General features: G+C 40.2%; 17 protein-coding genes and 1 pseudogene. 11 read left to right on the top strand and 7 right to left on the bottom strand.

Features of this window, described 5'->3' with window-relative positions; genetic code table 11:
• Positions 1-266: 266 nt before the first annotated feature.
• The gene (locus ACRWQM_RS08900) at positions 267-1,676 is read right to left on the bottom strand and encodes an anti-phage deoxyguanosine triphosphatase (protein WP_434926113.1); all 1,410 of its coding nucleotides are present in this window, start codon (positions 1,674-1,676) and stop codon (positions 267-269) included.
• A gap of 254 nt (positions 1,677-1,930) precedes the next feature.
• Here ACRWQM_RS08900 and ACRWQM_RS08895 point away from each other — a divergent pair, with 254 nt between their 5' ends.
• Positions 1,931-2,596 (top strand): SDR family oxidoreductase, encoded by a 666-nt coding sequence (locus tag ACRWQM_RS08895; RefSeq protein WP_434931911.1) that lies wholly within the window; start codon positions 1,931-1,933, stop codon positions 2,594-2,596.
• Positions 2,597-2,834: 238 nt separating this feature from the next.
• Here ACRWQM_RS08895 and yfaE read toward each other — a convergent pair whose 3' ends face one another.
• From yfaE to ubiG, 5 genes are all read right to left on the bottom strand, one after another.
• A complete protein-coding gene (gene yfaE, locus ACRWQM_RS08890; RefSeq protein ID WP_434931910.1) occupies positions 2,835-3,236 on the bottom strand; it encodes a class I ribonucleotide reductase maintenance protein YfaE in 402 nt (133 codons plus the stop codon).
• Positions 3,226-4,356, bottom strand: a complete 1,131-nt coding sequence (gene nrdB, locus ACRWQM_RS08885) for a class Ia ribonucleoside-diphosphate reductase subunit beta (RefSeq protein WP_226409913.1) — start codon at positions 4,354-4,356, stop codon at positions 3,226-3,228. The genes yfaE and nrdB overlap by 11 nt, the downstream gene beginning before the upstream one ends.
• 76 nt (positions 4,357-4,432) lie before the next feature.
• On the bottom strand, positions 4,433-6,721 hold the full coding sequence (nrdA, locus tag ACRWQM_RS08880) for a class 1a ribonucleoside-diphosphate reductase subunit alpha (protein ID WP_434931909.1): 2,289 nt from the start codon (positions 6,719-6,721) through the stop codon (positions 4,433-4,435).
• A gap of 524 nt (positions 6,722-7,245) precedes the next feature.
• A complete protein-coding gene (locus ACRWQM_RS08875) occupies positions 7,246-7,923 on the bottom strand; it encodes an HAD family hydrolase (protein ID WP_434931908.1) in 678 nt (225 codons plus the stop codon).
• A 28-nt stretch (positions 7,924-7,951) separates the two neighbouring features.
• Positions 7,952-8,674: a bifunctional 2-polyprenyl-6-hydroxyphenol methylase/3-demethylubiquinol 3-O-methyltransferase UbiG gene (gene ubiG / locus ACRWQM_RS08870; protein WP_434931907.1), complete on the bottom strand. Its 723-nt coding sequence runs from the start codon at positions 8,672-8,674 to the stop codon at positions 7,952-7,954.
• A gap of 379 nt (positions 8,675-9,053) precedes the next feature.
• On the opposite strand from ubiG, the gene gyrA reads away from it, so the two are divergent.
• Together gyrA and serC are read left to right on the top strand one after the other, a co-directional pair.
• Positions 9,054-11,780 carry a DNA gyrase subunit A gene (gene gyrA, locus ACRWQM_RS08865; RefSeq protein WP_434931906.1) on the top strand — a complete coding sequence of 909 codons (2,727 nt, stop codon included), beginning with the start codon at positions 9,054-9,056 and terminating at the stop codon, positions 11,778-11,780.
• Positions 11,781-11,956: 176 nt separating this feature from the next.
• A complete protein-coding gene (gene serC / locus ACRWQM_RS08860; RefSeq protein ID WP_434931905.1) occupies positions 11,957-13,048 on the top strand; it encodes a 3-phosphoserine/phosphohydroxythreonine transaminase in 1,092 nt (363 codons plus the stop codon).
• A 154-nt stretch (positions 13,049-13,202) separates the two neighbouring features.
• On the opposite strand, the gene ACRWQM_RS08855 is transcribed toward serC, so the two are convergent.
• On the bottom strand, positions 13,203-14,393 hold the full coding sequence (locus ACRWQM_RS08855; protein WP_434931904.1) for an amino acid aminotransferase: 1,191 nt from the start codon (positions 14,391-14,393) through the stop codon (positions 13,203-13,205).
• A 453-nt stretch (positions 14,394-14,846) separates the two neighbouring features.
• On the opposite strand from ACRWQM_RS08855, the gene aroA reads away from it, so the two are divergent.
• The 8 genes and pseudogenes from aroA (at position 14,847) to ACRWQM_RS08815 (ending at position 22,406) form a co-directional block, all read left to right on the top strand.
• Positions 14,847-16,130, top strand: coding sequence for a 3-phosphoshikimate 1-carboxyvinyltransferase (gene aroA, locus ACRWQM_RS08850; protein ID WP_434931903.1), 1,284 nt, complete (start codon positions 14,847-14,849; stop codon positions 16,128-16,130).
• 191 nt (positions 16,131-16,321) lie between these two features.
• Complete coding sequence (cmk, locus tag ACRWQM_RS08845; protein WP_434931902.1) at positions 16,322-17,008, top strand: (d)CMP kinase; 687 nt, start codon at positions 16,322-16,324, stop codon at positions 17,006-17,008.
• A gap of 137 nt (positions 17,009-17,145) precedes the next feature.
• Entirely contained in the window at positions 17,146-18,813 is a 1,668-nt protein-coding gene (gene rpsA / locus ACRWQM_RS08840; protein ID WP_226409904.1) for a 30S ribosomal protein S1, read from the top strand.
• 79 nt (positions 18,814-18,892) lie between these two features.
• Positions 18,893-19,180 (top strand): integration host factor subunit beta, encoded by a 288-nt coding sequence (ihfB, locus tag ACRWQM_RS08835; protein ID WP_235084747.1) that lies wholly within the window; start codon positions 18,893-18,895, stop codon positions 19,178-19,180.
• Between the two features lie 122 nt (positions 19,181-19,302).
• Positions 19,303-19,611, top strand: a complete 309-nt coding sequence (locus ACRWQM_RS08830) for a LapA family protein (protein ID WP_434931901.1) — start codon at positions 19,303-19,305, stop codon at positions 19,609-19,611.
• Between the two features lie 2 nt (positions 19,612-19,613).
• Positions 19,614-20,775: pseudogene (lapB, locus tag ACRWQM_RS08825) on the top strand (lipopolysaccharide assembly protein LapB).
• A gap of 69 nt (positions 20,776-20,844) precedes the next feature.
• Positions 20,845-21,543 carry an orotidine-5'-phosphate decarboxylase gene (pyrF, locus tag ACRWQM_RS08820; protein WP_434926125.1) on the top strand — a complete coding sequence of 233 codons (699 nt, stop codon included), beginning with the start codon at positions 20,845-20,847 and terminating at the stop codon, positions 21,541-21,543.
• A gap of 50 nt (positions 21,544-21,593) precedes the next feature.
• Positions 21,594-22,406 carry an SDR family oxidoreductase gene (locus ACRWQM_RS08815; RefSeq protein ID WP_434931900.1) on the top strand — a complete coding sequence of 271 codons (813 nt, stop codon included), beginning with the start codon at positions 21,594-21,596 and terminating at the stop codon, positions 22,404-22,406.
• Positions 22,407-22,411 lie beyond the last annotated feature (5 nt).

Here is a 22,411-nt window from a genome sequence, read left to right as displayed (position 1 = left end):
TTTTGAAAACAAGGCGCATTAACACGTCAATAGCTGGCCTATTGCACGTTAATGAAACGCAGTTAGCAAGACAAAGGGCTGTTTGGTAAGCGTTTATTATCCCGAGCTGAGGTTAGCCATATTTATCCTATTTTCTAGGTCGCTGAGTGTTGTAATCAACATTGCATTAGGGCCTAGCCATACCTATAAAAGTATTTATCGCCCTATATGCTAAAGTTAAAAGGTTAGCGAATAGGGCGTGACGTTTAAGCTATACATTAATATGGTTAAGGTTCTCGGCTGAGATCTAGCATTCCTGACGCTTGGCCACCAAATAATTGTTGATGTAATCTTGCTGCGAAGCCATCAGTCATTCCAGATATATAATCCGCCATCACCCTCATCGGATTGTTATCTGCTTGGGCAGCTTTAGTCCAACGTTCACCGGTATTTAAAGGCAGTAATCGTTCGGGATCGGATGCAAATGCTTCAAACAACTCCATTACAATTTGTTGGCCTTTGTACTCGAGCATTTGAATTTCAGGTTTGCGTATAACAAATTTAAACACAAACTGTTTTAAGACATTTAAAGCTAGTGCAAAATCTGTTTCTAGTTCTGCATTGTATTTTAATAAATGTTCATCAAATTCAGGCTTAATTTGTATATTGATTGCGGTGACAAATGCATTTACGAGTGTGCCTATAGCGTCTTTACGTAAGTGATGTTGGTGAGAAAATAGTTTATTACCAATAGTGATAAATTCCTTTTTAAGCCAATTGTCTTCAATACCTTGCAGTTGACTCATGACATCTTGTTGCCATTGGCTGGCACTCACAATACCCATGACAATGGCATCTTCAAGATCATGTATCGCATAGGCTATATCGTCAGCTAACTCCATAATAGAGCAATCGAGTGATTTAAACTTTGTTTTTAAGTGTGGGTAATCAGGATGAATCAGACTTTGCTCACTGGACAGAAACAATTGTTGATCATGTTCGGTCAAGCTAGACAGTACCCAATCGAGTATCGGTTTATCGTCATCAAAAATGCCCTTAACTGGCGGCCATTGTGATGGTTTTAACTGGCGATGATGTTTAACCTCAGCTTGATGAGTATCGATTCTTAACTGAGAGTAGGGCGCAGGATATTTCAGTACACCTAATAGGGTTCTGCGGGTTAAATTCATACCAGTATCAGGCGTATAAGGTTCAAGTCGGGTTAATATTCTAAAGGTTTGACCATTGCCCTCAAAGCCACCGTGATCACGCATCATATAGTGTAATGCGACTTCGCCACCGTGACCAAATGGAGGATGACCAATATCATGTGCTAGGCACAGTGACTCAATTAAGCTCATTGAATTAAGTAAATATTTAAGATTCGGATACTTACGTCTTAGTTGGGCAGCAATACCGGTTCCAATTTGAGATACCTCAAGTGAGTGTGTAAGACGAGTACGATAAAAATCGTTCATGCCAATCCCTAATACTTGGGTTTTCGCCTGTAAACGTCTAAATGCAGCTGAGTGAAGAATACGGGCTCGGTCTCGCTGAAAAGGGCTGCGGTGATCGTTTCTACGTTGCTTGTCTTCACCGAGTATACGTTGATGCCATATATTTTCATGGGCTTTAATATCATTAGGCAGAGTTAGGCTAGCTAATGCTTTGGATGATGTGTTTGACAATGATGACATAGCCCTGTGTCCTTATGCATTAATATTAATAATAGGTTTAAACATACCGTCGTTAAGGTACTAGAGTTGGCTGAAAGTCTCTATAAAATAATATCCTGATTTAACATTACTCTGCCCATTAGTATCTTGCTATGCTATTCAGCAGTTTTATTGAACTAAGATATGTAGTTAGCTGCTACTCTGGATAAAGAGTGAGTGAGGCTACAATCTGTTGAATCATCATTTACGTTAACCAACAATAATAGGAAAATGGAATGAGTAAAAATGTGGTCATCACTGGCGCAAATCGTGGCATAGGTTTAGCGTTTGCACAGGGTTTTAAAGATTTAGGTTTTAATGTGTATGCTTTATGCCGTCAATCATCCGACAAATTAGCTGCATTATCGGTTAATGTCATTACCGGGGTTGATGTCGCAACCGCTTCAGGTATCACTGCAATGGTAAACGGCTTGCGGGGTATTAATATTGATATATTAGTCTGTAACGCGGGCATATTACGTGATGAAAGTCTGTTTGATTTAAATATAAGTAGCATTAGAGAACAGTTTGAAGTGAATGCACTAGCACCACTATTAATTGTGAATACTTTACAAGATCAATTAAGTCATGGAAGTAAAGTGGCGATGATCACCTCAAGAATGGGATCTATTGCAGACAATGGTTCAGGTGGACGCTATGGATATAGGATGTCTAAAGCAGCGTTAAATGCTGCTGCAATGTCACTGAGTATTGATTTGGCCGAAAGACATATCGCTGTGGGTATTTACCATCCAGGATATGTGCAAACAGATATGGTTAATCATAATGGCGATATTTCAGCAACAGAATCCGCCGGCCGACTAATCAAATTAATTAATAAACTTGATCTAAGCCAAACAGGGGTGTTTAAACATGCAAATGGTCAAGTTTTACCTTGGTAAATGGTTACTTTTTTGATGTGAAGACAAAAGGGCGGCCGATGGAGTAGTTCATAGTGCTGATAGTACTATCTACTTCATACCTTGTCGTAAAGGGTATGTTCAAACAAAAATCTATCTAGGTATCTTGTGTCGATATAATTCATCTAAAACTTGATATAAATCATCATGACTTTATTTTTTAGCTAAATTTTTGATTATACGAGATTTTATACTGTTAATGCAGTGATTTTATTTGATGTCAATTCCCACCAAGTATTGCATCATCTAGGAGAAAAGCCATTTCAACTCCTTGTTGTGATTTATTTGTCATTGACTGGGTAGGATTTGCTTTACTTGCACTAACCTGTTCACTATCGTCCTTCGACAATGAAAGATTTAAATCAGTTTTTGGAATACAGCAACAGGGTAGGCATTCGTCTTGCTCAAGTTCAGCCAACGGCTGCTTGATATAAGTGACTTCACCAGAAATGACTTTTGTTTTACAGGCGCCGCAAAATCCATTACGGCACTCCGAAAAAACTTTTACTTTCTTGTCCTCAAGCGCCTCAAGCAATGTTGCTTGTTTACCGTCGAACAAGATTGCCGGTTGTCCCTTTAAGCTAACAATCGGCGCTGTAATGAAAAAGTGTTTATAAGTCAAAATCTAAAAACTCATCGCCATCGACAGCCGAGTCAATTTGCCCCACAAGATAAGATGATACTTCAACTTCTTGGGGTGCAACCTGCACAGCATCACTTTCTAACCAGTTCTTCATCCAAGGGAGTGGATTGGACAATTCTTCGTAAGGTAAGGGTAAGTTTACCGCTTTCATACGTTGGTTGGTAATGTACTCAACATATTGACAAAGAATTTGTTCATTTAAGCCGATCATTGAGCCGTCTTTAAATAAGTATTTAGCCCACTCTTTTTCTTGTTCAGCTGCTTTGTGGAATAAGTCATAGGCTTCTGAATAACACTCAATGGCAATTTCAGCCATTTCTGGATCGTCTTTGCCACCTTGCATTAAACTTAAAATATGTTGGGTACCATTTAAGTGAAGTGCTTCATCACGTGCAATTAAGCGAATGATTTTGGCATTACCTTCCATTAAGCGACGTTCAGCAAAGGCAAATGAACATGCAAAACTGACATAAAAACGAATTGCTTCCAATGCATTGACTGACATCATACAAAGATACAAGGTCTTCTTAAGAATACGGGAGTTAACCGTTACTTCTTGACCATTAATTAAATGAGTACCTTCACCGTGTAAATTATTAACTTGGGTCAGGTAGATCAAATCATCATAGTACTTAGCAATATCACCAGCACGTTTCAAAATCTGCTCATTTTCAACAATATCATCAAACACCACTGATGGGTTGTTCACGATATTACGAATAATATGAGTATATGAGCGAGAGTGGATCGTTTCTGAAAAAGACCAGGTTTCAATCCAGGTTTCGAGTTCTGGCAGTGAAACTAACGGCAAAAGAGCTACGTTAGGTGAGCGGCCTTGAATCGAATCAAGTAAAGTTTGGTATTTAAGGTTTGACAGGAAAATATGCTTTTCATGATCAGGAAGGCTGGCAAAGTCAATTTTGTCACGGCTGACATCTACTTCTTCTGGTCGCCAAAAGAAAGATAACTGCTTTTCGATTAATTTTTCGAAAATCTCGTATTTTTGTTGGTCATATCGCGCCACATTAACGGGTTGACCAAAGAACATAGGTTCTTGAGTCGCATCATTAGGTGTTTGACAAAATGTTGAATAAGCCATGCTTCTTTTCCCAAAAAAGCGAGGAGTGCTCCCCGCATTTAATTTCTTAATTAAGTGATATCAATAAACCAGAGGTTTATATCTTACACGCACCACCGGCACAATCGTCGTCTTCTTTTTCGATGGATATTATCTCATCTTGTTGATCCGACGCACCATCACGGGTGTTGTGGTAATACAATGTCTTTACACCCAGCTTGTAAGCCGTTAGCAAATCTTTTAATAGCGTTTGCATAGGTACTTTACGACTTTGGAACTTCATTGGATCGTAATTAGTGTTGGCAGATATAGCCTGATCAACAAACTTCTGCATAATGCCGACAAGTTGTAAATACCCATCGTTATTTGGCATGTTCCATAATAACTCGTATTGATCTTTCAATGTGTCAAAATCGGGTACAACTTGTTTTAATTGACCGTCTTTACTGGCTTTGACACTAATAAGACCACGTGGCGGTTCAATACCATTAGTGGCGTTAGATATTTGCGACGAGGTTTCAGACGGCATCAATGCTGATAATGTTGAGTTACGTAAACCATATTGCAAAATATCGGTACGTAAACCTTCCCAGTCTAAATGTAGTGGCTCATCACAAATTTTATCTAAGTCACGCTTGTAAGTATCAATGGGTAGAATGCCTTTAGAATAGGTTGTCTCGTTAAATAACGGACAGGCGCCTTTCTCTTGGGCAAGTTTCATTGAGGCTTTTAATAGATAAAATTGAATCGCTTCAAATGTTCTATGGGTTAAATTATTGGCTGAACCATCGGAATAACGCTTACCATTTTTAGCAAGGTAATTGGCGTAATTGATGACGCCTATACCCAAAGTACGTCGATTCATTGAGCCTAACTGCGCCGAAATGATCGGATAATCTTGATAATCAAGTAAATTATCTAACGCACGAACTGCAAGCTCAGCTAGCGGTTCTAATTCTTCTAGATTCTTGATGGTGCCTAAATTCAGTGCAGATAAAGTACAAAGTGCAATTTCACCATTAGGATCATCAATGTTCTTTAATGGCTTAGTTGGCAGGGCGATTTCTAAACACAAATTAGACTGTTTAATTGGCGCTACTTTTGAGTCAAATGGGCTGTGGGTGTTACAGTGATCCACGTTTTGAATATAGATACGGCCTGTAGAAGCGCGCTCTTGCATCATTAACGAAAATAACTCAACCGCTTTAATTTGCTTTTTACGCACAGCAGGATCTTGCTCATACTGAACATATAAACGTTCAAATTCAACTTGATCCTCAAAAAATGCATCATATAAACCCGGCACATCAGATGGACTGAATAAACTGATATCTTCGCCTTTAATTAAACGTTGGTACATCAACTTGTTTAACTGGACACCATAATCTAAATGGCGAACACGGTTATCATCAACACCGCGGTTATTTTTCAGAACCAGTAGAGATTCTACTTCTAAATGCCATATTGGGTAAAACAGTGTTGCCGCTCCGCCACGAACGCCGCCCTGTGAGCATGATTTTACCGCAGTTTGAAAATACTTATAAAAGGGTAAGCAACCGGTATGAAAAGCTTCACCACCACGAATAGGACTGCCTAAGGCGCGAATACGACCAGCATTAATACCAATACCAGCACGTTGACTGACATATTTCACAATTGATGAGGCGGTGGCATTAATAGAGTCTAAGCTATCGTCACACTCAATCAATACACATGAGCTAAATTGACGTGTTGGTGTGCGCACACCTGCCATAATAGGTGTCGGTAAAGAAATCTTGAAGTTTGATGTGGCATCATAAAAATCTTTTACAAACTGTAATCGAGTGTCTTTGGGGTACTTTGAAAACAAACACGCAGCAACTAATATATAAAGGAACTGAGCACTTTCATATACTTCGTGGGTGACACGGTTTTGAACTAGATACTTACCCTCTAATTGCTTAACGGCGGCATAAGAGAAGTTCATGTCGCGCCAATGGTCAACATAAGTATCTAAGATGTCTAACTCTTCGCGGCTGTAATCAGCCAAGATATGCATATCATATTTGCCCATTTCAACCAGTCTGGTGACATGGTCATATAATTTAGGCGGTTCGAACTGACCAAATGCTTTTTTACGTAAATGGAATACCGCTAAGCGTGCTGCCACAAACTGATAATCGGGTGATTCAGGGGAAATAAGATCTGCCGCAGCTTTGATGATCGTTTCATGAATCGCTTCTGTTGGAATACCATCAAAAAATTGAAGATGCGATCTGAGTTCAACTTCAGATACAGAGACGTTTTTTAATCCCTTGGTTGCCCAAGTAATAACGCGATGGATTTTGTCTAAATCGATATTTTCACGTTCGCCACAGCGTTTAGTGACAGTCATATTGCTATTCATTGCAGAGAGGCCTTGATTATATCTGTTATTGTGATTGAGCGCTTAATACCAAAAGCGATCGTGTCTAACCACGTTTACGTTTCCATGTAAAAACAATCATGCTGAAGCATTAAATACGACGGATTGAGACATTTTAGCACGCTAAGTCACCCGTTCAGCTTAATTAAATGAGTTATTTTAAACAACTCATTAGTGTCTGTGATTGTATTTGACACACAAGATATGGTGTTTTTTAAAATCTAACATACAAGATAGTGAGGTTGGAGGTTTTTTGCAAGCCACAATTTTTAGAACATCTTGTGGATAAGTTGAGGATAATCGCAACAGTTAGTAAAAGCTAACCCTACACCCCAAATTTATATAGCTTTTCTGTGGGCTGTAGAATAATTGTCCGTAATTTTAAAAGAATTTGATCGCTAAAAATATCAGCGATCGATTCTATTAGCTGATTTTTAGATTGATCTTTGATTAATTGTTTGAGTTAGCATAAAAGCCGTTTAACAACACCGTTTATATCGATAATACTAAGTAAGTTGACGGTTCAATACAAAATAGTCATGTAAACACTGTGTGGTTTTAAAATGAAGTTGTCCAGGCCAAGTGTCAGGTTTGTCTTGGGGCGATAAATAACCCCAATGCGCTATTCCACCAATCATATTGGCATTTTGAGCCGCGATAAGGTCGCGTTCAGCATCTCCTATATAAATAATCGATTCAGGACTGATGTTCATCTGCTGCGCGGCAAGTAGCATAGGTGCGCGATGAGGTTTAGGGTGCAACGTACTATCACCGCTGATAAGAGTTTTAATTCGCGACATTAAGCCGAGTTTGTCAACCAAAGGACGGGCAAAGCGAGCATGCTTGTTAGTCACAATTCCATAGGGAGTACCGTTATCATCAAAATGATTCAATAACTCTGCAAGGTTATCAAATAAAATGCTTTTGTCACCATTAATGAGCTGGTAATGATGCAATAATGCTAGTTGGATCTGTTTTTGCTCATCATCGCTAATATTAGGCAGTGCAGCCTTAACCAGCGCCAAACTACCATGAGTGGCAGCGTGCTTCACTTTTTCAAGACTGCATGGAGCATAACCAGCATCAGCCATGCCAAGGTTCAGTGCATAGACCAAATCTGGCGCAGTATCGGCAAGTGTGCCGTCTAAATCGAATAACACACCTTTAATCAAGGGCTTTAACACGCAGACTCCTAAGCGGTAGCAGACAATGCTAATCGACTTTTTGTGTAGCAATCATGTAATTAACATCAACACTGTTAGTGTATTTAAACACACCAGATAGTGGGTTATAGGCTATGCCCAATGCGTCTTTGCACAATAAGTCTGTTTTATCGACAAGATTTATTAATTCAGAAGGGCGAATAAACTTGCTGTGATCATGGGTGCCTACTGGCAGCATCTTAAGTAGGTACTCTGCACCGACAATCGCGGTTAAATAAGACATCCAATTACGATTAATAGTAGAGAAAAAAACATAGCCATCTGGTTTCACCATGTCACAGCATGCTTGTATGACAGATAGCGGGTCAGGGACATGTTCTAACATTTCCATACAGGTCACCACATCGTAATAAGCTTGATGCGTATCTCTGTGCTCTTCAGCGGTGCATTTGATGTAATTGACTGTTACACCAGTTTCTAATGCATGTAATCGAGCCACTTCCAGTGGTTCATTACCCATATCTAAGCCATCTACATGGGCGCCGATTTTAGCCATACTTTCAGATAAAATTCCGCCGCCACAACCAATGTCGAGCACTTTTTTACCAAAAATGCCCTGTGCTGTTTGATCGATATAATTTAAACGTAATGGATTAAGCTGATGTAACGGTTTAAAGGAGCCATTTGGATCCCACCAGGTTTGTGCCATTGCTTCAAATTTAGCAATCTCATCGGGGTCGACATTTTTATTCGCAGCAGTTTCAGTAGACATGATGTACCTAGATATCGTTATGCATTATGGATGACATTATATCCATTGATGCAGTTTTTAATAGGGCTAAAATACGCCAATGCTGATGATCCCAGTCAACTTTTGCTATGTTCAGGTGGTTATTTAAACAATCTATTGGTTGTATTGTTTGTTTGTTGCTCAATATAAACATTTTTAAACCATTAAAACCTGACTTGCTAGAGTACTAAGTTACTGGTAAATGAGTAAGTTAGCCTTTTTATTAACACTAAAGTCAATTTGGTTTAGGTTTGCTCTGGCGACATTAAATATCTGTGTTAGAATGCCAAATCACGTTTTAAAGCTTGACGATATTATAGATTAAAAATCGTCAGCTCAATTTCAGGGGAACGCGCAGTTTATGACTGATCTGGCTTCATCTATTTCGCCAATTAATATTGAAGACGAACTCAAAAATTCGTATCTAGATTACGCTATGAGCGTAATTGTTGGTCGTGCATTGCCTGACGTGCGTGACGGCCTAAAGCCTGTACATCGCCGTGTCTTGTTTGCAATGAGCGAACTTAAAAACGACTGGAACAAACCTTATAAAAAATCCGCTCGTGTTGTCGGTGACGTAATCGGTAAATATCACCCACATGGTGACACCGCTGTTTATGACACTATTGTTCGTATGGCACAGCCATTCTCATTACGCTACACCTTAGTAGACGGCCAAGGTAACTTTGGTTCGGTTGACGGTGATTCAGCGGCTGCGATGCGTTATACCGAAATTCGTATGCAGAAATTAGCCCATTCTTTATTGGCTGATTTAGAGAAAGAAACGGTCGATTTTGTACCTAACTATGACGGCACAGAATTTATTCCAGCAGTATTACCAACTAGAGTACCGAACCTACTCATTAACGGTTCATCAGGTATTGCTGTGGGTATGGCAACTAATATTCCTCCACATAACTTAAACGAAGTTGTTAAAGGGTGTTTAGCCTTAATTGAAGAGCCTAGCTTATCAATTGAGCAGCTAATGGAATATATCCCTGGTCCTGATTTTCCTACAGCAGCATCGATTAATGGCAGAAAAGGCATTATTGATGCCTACAATACTGGCCGTGGCCGCGCGATTATGCGCTCAAAGGCTGATGTTGAGACCGATGAGAATGGTCGCGAACGTATTATTGTTCATGAAATTCCATATCAAGTTAACAAAGCACGTCTAATTGAAAAAATTGCTGAGCTTGTTAAAGATAAAAAAATTGAAGGCATTAGTGGTTTACGTGACGAGTCTGATAAAGACGGTATGCGTATTGTTATTGAGATAAAACGTGGTGAAGTGGGCGAGGTTGTTCTTAATAACCTTTATGCTCAAACTCAGATGCAATGTTCGTTTGGTATTAACATGGTCGCGCTAACAAATGGCCAACCTAAATTATTTAACCTTAAAGAAATGCTTGAGTGCTTTATTCTTCACCGCCGTGAAGTAGTTACCCGCCGTACAGTATTTGAATTAAGAAAAGCCCGTGAACGTGCTCATATTCTTGAAGCTCTTGCTATCGCATTGGCTAACATCGACCCGATTATTGCCTTAATTAAAGCCTCACCAACACCAGCAGAAGCGAAAGCCAAGCTTGTTGCTCAAGGTTGGGAATTAGGTCACGTACAAGGCATGTTAGAAAAAGCGGGTGATGATGCTGCTCGTCCAGAATGGTTAGAGCCTGAATACGGTATTCGTGATGGGGCTTACTATTTAACTGAGCAACAAGCACAGGCTATTCTTGAGTTACGTTTACACCGTTTAACTGGTCTTGAACATGACAAAATTCTTGCTGAATATGAAGAGTTATTAATTGTTATTGCTGCTTTGTTGCTGATTTTAAGCAGTCCTGAGCGTTTGATGGAAGTCATCAAAGAAGAGTTAGAAGAAATACTTGAGCAATACGGTGATGAACGTCGCACAATTATTAACGCTAATGAAATTGATATGAGTCTTGAAGACTTGATCAACGAAGAAGATGTTGTTGTGACCTTATCACATTTAGGTTATGCCAAGTATCAACCTCTTTCTGACTACCAAGCACAACGTCGTGGTGGTAAAGGTAAAGCGGCAACTAAAGTAAAAGATGAAGATTTTGTTGAGAAGCTACTAGTGGCTAATACCCACGATACTATTCTCTGCTTCTCTGACTTTGGTAAAATGTACTGGCTTAAAGTGTATCAATTGCCATTGGCTAGCCGTACTGCGCGTGGCCGTCCAATTATTAACTTATTGCCTTTATCTGAAGGTGAACACATTACTGCCATATTACCGGTTCGCGAATATGCTGATGACAAATATATCATCATGGCTACCGCGCACGGTACCGTTAAGAAAACTGCACTTACTGCTTACAGTAATCCACGTGCAAACGGTATTATTGCTGTTAACCTGAAAGAGGGCGATCAGCTCATTGGTGTTGATATCACTGAAGGTAGTGATGACATCATGTTGTTCTCTAATACCGGTAAAGTGGTTCGCTTTAATGAAAAAGCACGCGATTCTGAAACGGGTGAAGTGAAAATTGACGCAGAAACCGGTGAAGAAGTCATTGCACTACGTCCTATGGGCCGAACAGCAACAGGTGTTCGCGGTATTAAGTTAGAAGATGGCCAACGCGTGGTATCCCTGATTGTGCCAAAAGGTGATGGTGCTATCTTAACTGTAACGGAAAACGGTTACGGTAAGCGTACTGAACTAAGTGAATACCCAGCTAAGAGCCGTGGCACTAAAGGTGTGGTTTCTATTAAAGTCAGCGATCGAAATGGTGCTGTTGTCGGCGCTGTTCAAGTTGGTGCTTTTGACGAAATAATGTTGATAAGCGACAAAGGTACTTTAGTAAGAACTCCAGCTGAAGGCGTATCTGTCATTGGCCGTAACACGCAAGGTGTCACGATTATTCGTACAGCAGAAGACGAGAAAGTGGTCGGTTTGCAACGTATCGAAGAAATTCAATCTGATGAAGAATTAGATGAAGACGGCAACCCAATCATTGTTGATCCTACTGCAGAAGCAGATGAAGCAACGACGAATGTGGATACAGTTGAAGCAGTTAGTGATACTGAAGTTAAAGATGAGTCAGACGAGCAATCATAATATTGTCAGTGTTGATTAATTGAAAACGAGCGCCTTTTGGCGCTCGTTTTGTTTTACGGAAAATTTTTCATCAAAAACATTTAAAAAAGCGCTATTCAACGGTTGATAAAGTCCTTAGTATTACTGACATTGAACATCAAAAATCTATCATCATTAGTAGAGTGAAGGAGTTGTCTGTGAGCACAATTTATAATTTCTGTGCAGGTCCTGCGATGTTACCGCAACCGGTAATGCAAAAAGCACAACAGGAATTAATTGATTGGAATGGGCTAGGGGTCTCCGTGATGGAGATAAGTCATCGCAGTAAAGAGTTTATTGCCTTAACACAAGAAGCTGAAAAAAATCTTCGCGAGCTCATGAACATTCCACAAAATTACCATGTGCTATTTATGCATGGTGGTGGTCGAGGTCAGTTTACCAATGTAGTGACAAACTTTTTAGGCGATAAAGGCCGAGCTTTGTATTTAACATCGGGCCAATGGTCAAGTTCAGCGGTAAAAGAAGCTAAACGCATTGCTGGCGAGTCACAAATTGATGAAATCAATATAGTCGAAACGATAAATGGTTTACATCAAGTATGCCTTCCCGATTTAATCAGCATGGATAAAGATTATCGCTTTGTACATTACTGTGCCAATGAAACCGTTGATGGTATTGAAATATTTGACACATTAAATAGCCCTTGGCCTGTGGTTGCTGACTTATCATCTACTATCATGTCCCATGAAATTGATGTAAGCCAATTTGGTCTTATTTATGCTGGCGCGCAAAAAAATATTGGTCCGTCGGGTTTGTCGATAGTGATAGTGCGTGATGATATGTTAGCAATGCCAACCTTAGTGCAATCATCAGTGATGGATTACACTATCACCAAAGATAATGATTCAATGTTTAATACCCCGCCTACGTTTGCCTGGTATTTAGCGGCAGAAGTGTTCAAATGGTTAAAAGGTGTGGGTGGTGTTGCGGTAATTGAAAGTATAAATAAGCAAAAAGCTGCACTACTTTATGCCTGTATTGATGAGTTAGCGTTTTATAAAAATGGCGTTGCTATTGATAATCGATCAAGAATGAATGTGACTTTTCAACTAGCTGATAGTGCACTTGATGCTGAGTTTTTAGCTGACGCAGAAAACGCAGGTTTAGTGGCATTAAAAGGCCATCGAATAGTTGGTGGTATGCGAGCGAGTTTATATAATGCCATGCCACTAGAAGGTGTACAAAAACTAGTAGACTTTATGCATGCGTTCGCAAAGAAGCACAGTTAATCAAATTTTTTCATAGCAAAAAGGGCTGAATTATCAGCCCTTTTTAATTTTAATCTATTACAACATACTAAATAACTAGTTACGTTTCATCAGTTGATTAACCGTTAAATGAACTATTAACAACACAATGATTAAACCAATAATGGCTAACCAATTATAATATTGTTGCAATTGATTTAGCCAGATAGTCTACATTTGACTCGCTGATCCCTGCAATACTTATCCGGCTAGAACCGACCATATAAATACTGTGCTGAGATTTAAGTGTTTCAACTTGGGTAGGGCTGATCCCTAAGAAAGAGAACATGCCTTTTTGTGCCGCAATGAAACTGAAATCCTGGCTAACACCCTGTTCAATTAACTTGTTAACTAACATTGCACGATTGCCATTAATGCGATTACGCATCACAGCCAATTCATCAAGCCACTGCTGTTTTAGTGTTTCATCACCCAATATGGTTTCAACAATGGCCGCGCCATGTGCTGGCGGCATAGAGTAAATGCAACGAACAACATACAGTAATACGGAAAAGGCCACATCAGACTGAGCGGCATCTTTACCAATAATTGAACAAGCACCGATGCGTTCTCGGTACAGACCAAAGTTTTTTGAACAGGAACTACATAAAATCATGTTCTCAACTGCTTTAGCCATTTCCCTTACGCCGTAGGCATCTTCGTCTACACCGTCACCAAAACCTTGGTAAGCCATATCAATTAGTGGTGTAAAACCTTGGTGCGCAGTCACCTTAATGACTTCATCCCATTGCGTTGTGGTTAAATCCATCCCACTGGGGTTATGGCAGCAAGCATGTAACAGCACAACATCATCTTTTGAGATCTGTTTCAACGCGGAAATCATTTGTTCAAATTTTAATGATTTTGTGTCGTAATCATAATAGGGATAGGTTTTAACTGTGATCCCCGCGGCTTCAAATAAACCAGTATGGTTGGCCCATGTTGGATCGCTTACCCATAACACTGCATTAGGGCGACAGCGTTTAATGAAATCGGCAGCAACACGCAGTGCGCCAGTGCCGCCAGGGGTTGAAACCGTTCTAATACGGTTAGCCAGAAGAGCTGGGTGGCTTTTACCAAAAGCGAGTTCAGTCATTAACTGATTAAATAAAGGTGAACCGGTTGGACCAATATACACCTTAGTATCTTCAGTGTCGGTACGACGTTGCTCAGCAACTTTGACACAATCTAGAATTGGCGTGTGACCTTTAGGGTCTTTATAAACACCTACACCTAAATCGACTTTATTGGCGTGATTATCTGCACGGTATTGGGTTAATAATCCTAAAATAGGATCGGCTGGTAAGGCTGTTAATAATTCAAACATGTGGATACCTTTTATTAGCGCTGTTTACTTATACTATTTTAAATTATCGCGCATACTTAGCGAATTGCTCTTAGGATAACGTGCTTTAAACAGATAGTTAAAGTCATTAATCTAAACAATGGCTTTTAATTTCTAGTTGAGTATTTTTCAGTTGGAAACTTATGCTGACAAATAAATAATTCTGTTATTTTTGAAACTATTCTGCTGTAATGGTTACCCATTACGAACTATGTCTTATTTGATAAAGATAATGAGCATGGTTGAGGTTATATGCTAAATCAACACACAACAATTAGTCACAGTGCGTAAGTAAATAAGTGTCTTAATTATGGTTTGTGTCATATTTATGTCGTAATTAATTTGTTCCACTTAATCTATTTTTTAACGATAGAATAAGGGATGTTTGAAACCTGGTTAACGAAACTTTAATCAATTTATATAAGAAGAAAGCAAATGAAGCAACTGCATTTAGAGCCTATCGCTAACATGAATGGCGAAATAAATATTCCTGGCTCCAAAAGCATTTCGAACAGAGCATTGTTGCTTGCCACATTAGCTAAAGGCACGACAACACTGACCAACTTACTCGACTCTGATGACATACGCTACATGTTAGCGTCTTTGAAACAGCTTGGAGTTGAATTTGAACTCAGTGAAAATAATACTGTTTGTAAAGTTAAAGGGCTGGCAGGAACATTAAACAGCGAAAAACCTCAAACGCTTTTTCTCGGTAATGCAGGCACCGCCATGCGGCCACTTTGTGCGGCTTTAACGTTAGGCCAAGGTGAGTTCACTTTAACGGGTGAGCCCAGAATGGAAGAGCGTCCTATCGGTGATTTAGTTGATGCCTTACAACAACTTGGTGCCCAAATCAGTTACCTTAAAAACCCAGGTTTTCCACCATTAACCGTTAATGCTACGGGGTTAAATGGTGGTAATGTCGAAATTGCGGGTGATTTATCTAGTCAATTTTTAACTGCACTACTTATGGTTGCACCGTTGGCCAAAGATAGCGTTAATATCATTATTAAAGGTGAATTAGTTTCAAAACCTTATATTGATATCACTATCGCTCTAATGAAACAATTTGGCGTTGAAGTGATTAACCATAATTATCAGCGTTTTGAAATCCTAGCAGGGCAGCAATATATTTCACCGGGCAAAGTGTTAGTTGAAGGAGATGCTTCATCGGCTTCTTACTTTTTAGCTGCTGGTGCGATTCAAGGCGGTGAAGTTAAAGTCACAGGAGTAGGTAAGTTAAGTATTCAAGGTGATGTCCAATTTGCTGATGCATTAGCGGCGATGGGGGCTAATATTGAGTGGGGTGATGATTATATTATCGCCAGAAAATCAACATTAACCGCCATCGATATGGATATGAACCATATTCCAGATGCGGCAATGACCATTGCGACAGCGGCATTATTTGCCAAAGGAACCACTTCATTGCGCAATATTTACAACTGGCGAATTAAAGAAACCGATCGCTTAGCAGCAATGGCGACAGAACTGCGCAAAGTAGGGGCGATAGTTGATGAAGGCTATGATTACATCACAATTACCCCGCCGGAAAATATTAATACTGCAGCAATTGATACCTATAATGATCACCGTATGGCGATGTGTTTTTCATTATTGGCATTTGCAGACTGCGGGATCACAATTAATGATCCCGATTGCACCTCAAAAACATTTCCTACCTTTTTTAGTGAGTTTAAACGTTTAACTGATTGTTAAAATAGATTAAACCCCTAAAATTCAATTCTTGGGTATGGTGTTAATAGAGCAGAAAAGCTCTATTAACACACACTTCTGAGTTAATTTTATCATAGCAACGGCTTTTTATTGAAAATTGTTATACAATGCTGCCGCTTATTTTTGGCTAAACCCTTTTTTATATTCAGGGATGATGTTTTTCGGAGGAATTTATGACTGAACGGGCTCCAATAGTGACTGTGGACGGTCCAAGCGGTGCAGGAAAAGGGACTATTTGCCAATTATTATCCAAACATTTAGATTGGCATCTATTAGATAGTGGCGCAATATATCGCGTACTAGCACTTGCGGCTATCCACCATCATATAGAATTAAGTAACGAAGAAGCATTAACGTTAATGGCTGCTCATTTAGATGTGCAGTTTCTGACTCACGCAGACAGTAATGCTATTAAAGTGGTACTTGAAGGCGAGGATGTGACGACAACCATCCGCAGTCAAGAATGTTCAGATGCTGCTTCTAAGGTCGCAGCATTACCGCGTGTACGCGAAGCATTATTACGTCGCCAACGTGCTTTTTCTGCCATGCCAGGTTTAGTTGCTGACGGCCGAGATATGGGAACCGTCGTGTTCCCCCAAGCCCCAGCCAAGATATTCCTGACTGCTTCTGCCCAAGAGCGTGCTGAAAGACGCTTTAATCAGTTGCAGGACAAAGGCTTCGATGTTAAAATCGACCGCCTTTTAGCTGAAATTATCGAACGAGATGAACGTGATATCAATCGTTCAGCTTCTCCGTTAGTGCCAGCTGAAGATGCCTTAGTGATAGACACTAGCGGCATTTCAATTGAAGGCGTACTGGCTCTAGTGTTAGAGCACGTAAATAAAAAAATTACAGACTAGTTAAGATAAATAGTAACTTTATTAGTTATTTAAGCTAAACTAACTGTAGGTATTCGCGTTATGGATGACGTGGATTATATTACTAGACTCCACATCTAGGATGGATGGTGGTTTATTACATAAAGTAACCCAAAAACATGACTGAATCTTTTGCTGATCTATTTGAACAATCCCTTCTAACTCTTGAGTTCCGTCCAGGTTCTATCGTTCGTGGTACTGTTGTTGCCATCGAAAACGGTATGGTACTTGTTGACGCAGGCCTTAAGTCTGAAAGCCCAATCAATGCTGACGAATTCAAAAACGCACAAGGCGTTTTAGAAATTCAAGTTGGCGATGAAGTTGATGTTGCGCTTGACTCTGTTGAAGATGGCTTCGGTGAGACTCAACTGTCTCGCGAAAAAGCTAAGCGTCATGAAGCTTGGATCGTTCTAGAAAAAGCGTACGAAGATGCTGAAACTGTAATCGGTATCATCAATGGTAAAGTTAAAGGTGGTTTCACTGTTGAATTAAACGGTATCCGTGCCTTCTTACCAGGTTCTCTAGTTGACGTGCGCCCAGTTCGCGACACCGCTCACTTAGAGTACAAAGAATTAGAATTCAAAGTTATCAAGCTTGATCAGAAGCGCAACAACGTTGTTGTTTCTCGTCGTGCTGTTATCGAATCAGAAAGCAGTGCTGAGCGTGATGCACTTCTTGAAAATCTACAAGAAGGCCAAGCAGTTAAAGGTATCGTTAAGAACCTTACTGACTACGGTGCATTCGTAGATTTAGGTGGTGTTGACGGTCTATTACATATCACGGATATGGCGTGGAAACGTGTTAAGCACCCATCTGAAATCGTTAATGTTGGTGACGAAATCAACGTTAAAGTACTTAAGTACGATCGTGAACGCACTCGTGTGTCACTAGGTCTTAAGCAACTTGGCGAAGATCCATGGTTAGAAATCAGCAAGCGTTACCCAGAAAGCACACGTCTTACTGGTCGCGTAACTAACTTAACTGACTACGGCTGTTTCGTGGAAATCGAAGAAGGCGTTGAAGGTTTAGTTCACGTTTCTGAAATGGATTGGACTAACAAAAACATTCACCCATCTAAAGTTGTTAACTTAGGTGATGAAGTTGAAGTGTTAGTATTAGACATCGATGAAGAACGTCGTCGTATTTCTCTTGGCCTTAAACAGTGTAAAGTTAACCCATGGGATGACTTCGCAACTAAGTTTAACAAAGGCGACAAAGTATCTGGTAAGATCAAGTCAATCACTGACTTCGGTATCTTTATCGGTCTTGACGGTGGAATCGATGGTCTTGTTCACTTATCTGATATTTCTTGGAACGGTACTGGCGAAGATGCAGTGTCTGAGTACAAGAAAGGCGACGAAATCCATGCAGTGGTTCTTTCAGTAGACCCAGAACGTGAACGTATCAGCCTAGGTGTTAAGCAAACTGAAGATGATCCATTCAATGCATATTTAGCTGACAAGAAGAAAGGCACCGTAGTACACGGTACCGTTGCTGCTGTTGATGCTAAAGGTGTTACAGTTGAACTAGCTGATACTGTTGAAGGTTACATCCGTGTTGCTGACATTTCTGCTGAGCGCATCGAAGATGCATCTACTGTATACTCAGTAGGTGATGCTATCGAAGCTAAGTTCATGGGCGTAGATCGTAAGAATCGTTCTATCAGCTTATCTATCAAAGCGAAAGATGAAGCTGAACAGAAAGAAGCTATCGCTACTTTGAACAAGCAAGATGACGCGGTTATCAGCAATGCAATGGCTGAAGCGTTTAAAGCTGCTCGTAAGTAATCGAAAATCGCCTGTTGTATGGGGAGAGAGCCTCCCCATTAGGCGACTGTGTTTGGCTTGGAAATAGGAAATAACTAAGATGACAAAATCTGAACTTATCGAAAAACTCGCCACTAGGCAGTCGCAACTGTCGGCGAAAGAGGTTGAAGCTGCCATAAAAGAAATGTTGGACCAAATGGCGACAACATTAGAAGGCGGAGATCGTATAGAAATCCGTGGATTTGGTAGTTTCTCGCTTCATTATCGTGCACCACGTGTTGGCCGTAATCCTAAAACTGGTACCTCAGTTGAATTGGATGGCAAATATGTACCGCACTTTAAGCCAGGAAAAGAACTGCGCGAACGTGTCGATGCGGTTAATCAATGATTAACGCTTGAATAAAAAGCCTCCAATTGGAGGCTTTTTTGTACCTATTGAAAGTCAAAGCTGGTCAGCGCCGTAAATATCTTAGATAATCATTATATTGCTTTGTTCTGATGGAGAATCCCGTGAAGTCTTTTTTTGCAATCATTATTGTTGGGTTGTTGTTTATTTTGGCATTATTGTTTGGCGCCAAAAATGAGCAGGTAGTGACATTGAGTTATTTTATCGCAGAGGGACAGTACCGTTTACCGGTTGTTTTGGCTGTGGTATTTTTATCGGGTTTTATGTTGAGTTGGTTATTAGCCAGTTTTTACATCATGAAAATGAAGTTGGCACTGCGTAAAGCCAATAAAAGTCTGAGCAAACTTGGTCACATTACGGCTATACCGACTAACCGTACAACAGAGCAACTTAATGCGGATACCGTTAGCTAACTATGCTTGAAATTTTGTTCTTATTATTGCCTATCGCAGCCGGTTACGGCTGGTACATGGGGCGCAGAAGTATTCTGCAACGCGATCGTCAAAAAAGTAAAAAATTAAGCCGTGATTATTTTACCGGCTTGAATTTTTTGCTTTCTAATGAGTCAGATAAAGCCGTTGACCTATTTATTAGTATGCTAGATGTTGATGATGAAACAATAGATACTCATCTTTCATTAGGTTCATTATTTCGAAAACGCGGTGAGGTTGACCGCTCTATTCGTATTCATCAAAATCTTATCGCTAGACCAAACTTGACCGCTGAACAACGTGATATCGCTATGATGGAGTTAGGTAAAGATTATATGGCTGCCGGATTTTACGATAGGGCAGAAGAAATCTTTCTTAATCTTGTCAATCAAGATGATCACAGTGAAGAAGCCGAATCTCAGCTTATTTCAATCTATCAGGTCACTAAGGAATGGCAAAATGCCATTGATGTGACAAAAAAACTGCCCAAAAAGCGTCAGCAAGTGTTCAAAGTTACCACCGCACATTTCTACTGTCAGCTTGCTGATGAAGCTACAGACATGCTCGTCAAAATTAAAAAACTTCAATTAGCTATCAAGCAGGACGCCAGTTGTGGGCGTGCATGGCTTGCATTAGCGAATATTTATCTCGATAGTGATCAAATAAAAGAATGTAAGGATTCGTTACTTCAATTAATTGATGCTGATATAGCACTGTTCCCCGACAGTATTAACATTGCCAAACAAGTTTACCGCCAGTCATCGGACAGCGAAGGTTATGAGCAACTTTTGAGTCTGGCATTAAAACAAGGCGCGGGTGCGAGTGTTGCTATTGCATTGGCAGAGCATCAGATTTCAAAAAATAATAGTGATTCAGCTGAAGCTATGATGTTAGATAATTTATATCGACATCCCACCATGAAAGGTTTTTCAGCACTTAATGAAGCTGCATATTAAGCAAGCTGAAGATGGTAAAGCTAAACAAAGTTTATCTATGCTTGAAAAATTAGTAGAACAACAAATTAAATTTCGACCTGGCTACCGCTGCCGTGAGTGTGGCTTTCCTGCGCATGCCTTGTATTGGCATTGTCCTTCTTGTAAGCATTGGGGCAGCATTAAGCGAATAAAGGGGCTTGATGGTGAATAGATTTTTGTTCTCATTGAGTTTTAGCGCAAATAAAAATTCAAAAAATTGACTGCAAACGTTGGAGAAAGTATGACTGATAAACCTATTGTTGTGGCTTTAGATTATAACAACAAAGCTGAAGCCTTAACGCTTATTGATAAACTTGATCCTGCTTTATGCCGGTTAAAAATCGGCAAAGAAATGTTCACTTTGTTTGGGCCAACACTTGTCAACGATATTCATCAGCGTAAATTTGATTTGTTTTTAGACCTTAAATTTCATGATATTCCCAATACTGTTGCTAAAGCTGTTAGTGCCGCAGCTGATCTGGGCGTTTGGATGACCAATGTGCACGCCAGTGGCGGCTTAGCCATGATGCAAGCGGCAAAACAATCCCTAGACAAATATGGTAAAGATGCACCATTATTAATTGCGGTTACTGTACTAACTTCAATGTCTGATGAAGACTTAGTCTTGCTTGGTATTAACGTACCAGCATTTGAACATGTGTTACGTTTAGCTAAGCTAACACATCAAGCTGGTTTAGACGGTGTGGTGTGCTCGGCCCAGGAAGCAAAATTATTGAAATCGACTTTTGGTCAAGATTTTAATTTAATTACCCCTGGCATACGCCCTGTAGGAAGTGATGCAGGCGACCAACATCGGATTATGACGCCACCACAAGCTATTATCGCGGGTTCTGATTACTTAGTAATAGGTCGCCCAATTACGCAGGCTGCAGATCCTCTCGCAGCGCTGACGGCAATACATCAATCTTTACAAGTCTAATAGTATCGCTAATTTTGTAGCTCACTTGCTGAACGTATTAAGGATAAAATATGTTTGATTATACAGGTCAAAATGTCGTTATTGTCGGTGGCACTTCTGGGATCAATTTACACGTTGCCATTAGTTTCGCCCAAGCTGGCGCCAATATAGCCGTCGCCAGTCGAAATGCAGACAAAGTGAACTCAGCCGTTGAATTATTAAAGCAAGCAAACCCAAGTGGCACACACATTGGCGTCAGTTTTGATGTACGAGATGAAAACGCTTTAGCGATAGGGTTTGCCACTATTGCACAAACCTATGGCCATATCGATGTATTAGTGAGTGGCGCGGCAGGTAATTTTCCTGCCAGTGCAGCTAAACTGTCTAATAATGGCTTCAAGTCAGTTATCGATATTGATCTTATTGGCAGTTTTCAAGTGCTTAAACAAGCTTATTCTTTACTGAAACGCCCCAAAGCTTCTATTATCCAAATTTCAGCGCCTCAAGCCTATATCGCTATGCCTTTGCAGGTTCACGTTTGCGCTGCTAAAGCAGGGGTCGATATGTTAACGCGCACTTTAGCTTTAGAGTGGGGGATAGAGGGAGTCAGGATAAATTCAATCGTGCCAGGGCCAATTGAGGGAACGGAAGGTTTTAATAGACTTGCTCCCAGTGAAGCATTACAACAAAAAGTCGCTTCAAGTGTGCCATTACAACGTAATGGCCAGAAACAAGATATTGCCAATGCCGCATTATTTTTAGCTTCCGATATGGCTTCTTATATCACAGGCGTCGTGTTGCCAGTGGACGGTGGCTGGTCACTTGGGGGCGCGAGTATCGCAATGACCGAATTAGGCAGTTTGGCAGCAAAACACGGATTATAATTAAG

The organism is Shewanella sp. HL-SH5, from assembly GCF_051163755.1.
In the GTDB taxonomy this organism is placed as follows: domain Bacteria; phylum Pseudomonadota; class Gammaproteobacteria; order Enterobacterales; family Shewanellaceae; genus Shewanella; species Shewanella glacialimarina.
Note: the sequence above shows the minus strand (reverse complement) of the source record. Positions and strands in the feature narration are given on the sequence as shown.